The sequence below is a fragment of the Candidatus Cryosericum odellii genome (assembly GCF_003570935.1).
Taxonomy (GTDB): domain Bacteria; phylum Caldisericota; class Caldisericia; order Cryosericales; family Cryosericaceae; genus Cryosericum; species Cryosericum odellii.
The window spans coordinates 4879-7693 of the sequence record NZ_QXIU01000003.1 but is presented as its reverse complement, the minus strand read 5'-3'; the positions used below and the strand labels follow the sequence as shown (position 1 = coordinate 7693).

The following is a 2815-nucleotide window of genomic DNA, read 5'->3' as shown; positions in this document are numbered from 1 at the left end:
GCTTCATGGGCGAAGTCGGCCATGCTGGCGTGCTCCTCGTTTGCCTCGGACTGCTGCACGCCTTCGCGTCCCTCGATAAGGGCACTGGCCATGAGCGCGGTGATGAGACGGAGAGACCTGATTGCATCATCGTTTGCTGGAATCTGGTAGTCGATCTCGTCAGGGTTGCAGTTGGTGTCGACGATGGCGACCACCGGAATACCAAGCACATGTGCTTCCTGGATGGCGCTATGCTCCTTGTGGGTATCGATGACATAGATGGCGCGGGGAAGACCTTCCATGGTACGAAGACCGCCGAACAGCTTGCTCAGGCGAGCCTTGGACTTCATGGTCTTCGTGCGTTCCTTGATTCCCATGGTCTCGATAACACCATCGGCTTCTTCGCGGTCGATCTGCTTCAGGCGGTCGATGCTCTTGCGGACTGTGATGTAGTTGGTCATGAGACCGCCGACCCAGCGCTCGTTAACATACCAGGCGCCTGCACGGGTCGCTTCTTCACGAACGATATCCTGCGCAGCCTTCTTGGTGCCGATGAAAATGACGTTGCCACCTTCACGCGAAACCTTCGAAAGGAACGCGTACGCCTCGTCGAGTTTGGCAACGGTCTGTTTGAGATCAAAAATGTGAATGCCGTTGCGCTGTGTGAAGATATAATGCTTCATGCGCGGGTCCCATCTGCGGACCTGGTGACCAAAATGAACGCCTGCCTCAAGCAGGGACTTCATTGTTACGACTGCCACAATAGTGCCTCCTGTTAGTTTTTTACCTCCGCTCGTTCAACTTCCGGAGAACCGCAATGCGGAACACTCCAGAATCCCGAGCGTGTGGAATCTTGCATGGCAATTGTACCAGAAAATGCCGCTGCTGGCAAGCGAGGCGCTGTGACGACTGGAAAAACACAAGGGCCTTGAATGTCGATGTGGAGACAATGCGGTGTCCAGATATCCAGATGCGCAGCTTCTCTACAATTGACTTGCATTTCATCATCTCTACAATGAAAATAAGAGACAGGAAGCCCGCCTTTCTTTGTAGGAACATGCGCCTGTCGAAAGAGCACGAGAGGGGCATGAGGAGACACAATGGAAGAAGTCTTGCGGAACCTGAACAAGGAAATGGGTGTGACTGGGAGTGCTATCGTAAGCAAGGGGACCGGCCAGATCAGAACACAGACATAGCCGCTGCTGCGCGCGGGCATTTCTGGCGCGGCACTGTCGGTCAGCCGACATCTCTGGTCGTATTGTGATGCCACTCGGACGCAATGGGCTGTTCTCGCGAGCATGCGCTGCGCGTACGCGACAATGTACAAGGAGGAACCATGCCGGATAGTTTTATGGACAAGCTCAAGAGAGCTGCGGGCAATGTCGCCGACGGNNCGATAACATCACCGGCGCATTCATCACCGTCCAAGCGGCAGTCGTCGAGTTTGAAGCTCAGATAGCTGCGAAACAGGCAGAACTCAAGAAGATCGGCGACGATAGCGCCTGAGTTTCCTCTCCTCATAGAAGCCGTCGAAAGGCGTGCGCTCCCCGCGCACGCCTTTTTGTTGTGCCCGTTGCGGATACACTGGTTTTATGACGGGACATGAACTGCAGTTCCTGCTGCGGGAGCTGACGACCTCACAGGACTATGACGGCCAGATCGTCAGCCGACTGGACTTCGACGCACGGGAAGCGACGTTCGCCCCTCTGCCGCCTGCTGTGGATCCCGACCTGTCAACCGACCTTGCAGATAAGGGGATCCGCGAACTGTATGCCTTCCAGCGCGCCTGTTTCGACAAAGCCTGTGACGGCTACAACGTAACCGTGGTCAGCCCAACGGCAAGCGGAAAGAGTCTTGCCTTCCAGTTGCCGGTCCTGGACCATCTCCTCAAACATCCCGGGGCAACAGCTCTGTTCCTCTATCCCACGAAGGCGCTCATCGAAGACCAGCTGGCCAAGCTGAGAGAAATGGAACGATGCATGGAACGCATCAACACCGCCGTCTATGATGGCGACACCGACCCCGACGCGAGGCGCCAGCTGCGCAAGTTCGGGCGTCTCATTCTGTCCAACCCCGACAGCCTCCACTACAGCATTCTGCCGCACCATGAGAGCTGGTCACGGTTCATGCGCGGACTGGCGTTCATCGTCGTCGACGAAGGTCACTACTACCACGGCGTCCTGGGTTCGCACATGGCTCTGCTCCTGCGACGTCTTCGGCGACTGGCCAACTTCTATGGCGCCCACCCCGTATTCTTCGTCACGTCCGCCACCATCGACGAACCCGGCAAGTTTGCTTCGCAACTTACTGGAGAGCTCGTTCACAACGTGGATTCCTCCGGAGCTCCCAAGGGACAGCAGACCCTCCTGCTCTTCAATCCGAAGATCGTCGACAAACAGAACAACATCCGCAAGAGCGTCATGAAGGAAGCGCTGTGGCTTTTTCAGCGCGCCGTTCAGGAAGATGTGAGAACGATCGTCTTCACGAAATCGCGGCAGGAAGCAGAGTTGTTGTACAAGTACGTCAGAGATGCCGGAGCAGGCAAGGGACAGCGCCTTGGGGACCGTGTCGCGACCTACCGCGCAGGCTACCTCCCTGCCGTTCGCAGGGGCATCGAACATCGTCTTTCCTCTGGTGAACTGACCGGCGTCATTGCGACCAATGCGCTGGAACTCGGCATCGACATCGGACACCTCGACGTGTCGATCACGGCCGGCTACCCTGGTTCCGTGACCAGTCTCTTCCAGCAGATGGGACGGGCAGGGCGCGAACGGGACCATTCGCTGTCCGTCTTCGTGGCATCATCGAACCCGCTCGACCAATACGTGGTTCAGAC

At 57.0% G+C, this 2815-nt stretch carries 2 protein-coding genes; one reads left to right on the top strand and one right to left on the bottom strand.

Annotated elements, in window-relative coordinates; translation table 11 throughout:
• The coding region (gene rpsB, locus SMC5_RS00125) for a 30S ribosomal protein S2 (RefSeq protein WP_119119105.1) at window positions 1-740 on the bottom strand (740 nt) is incomplete at its 3' end.
• A gap of 831 nt (window positions 741-1571) precedes the next feature.
• Between rpsB and SMC5_RS00115 the strand changes: the two genes are divergently transcribed.
• The coding region (locus SMC5_RS00115; RefSeq protein WP_119119103.1) for a DEAD/DEAH box helicase at window positions 1572-2815 on the top strand (1244 nt) is incomplete at its 3' end.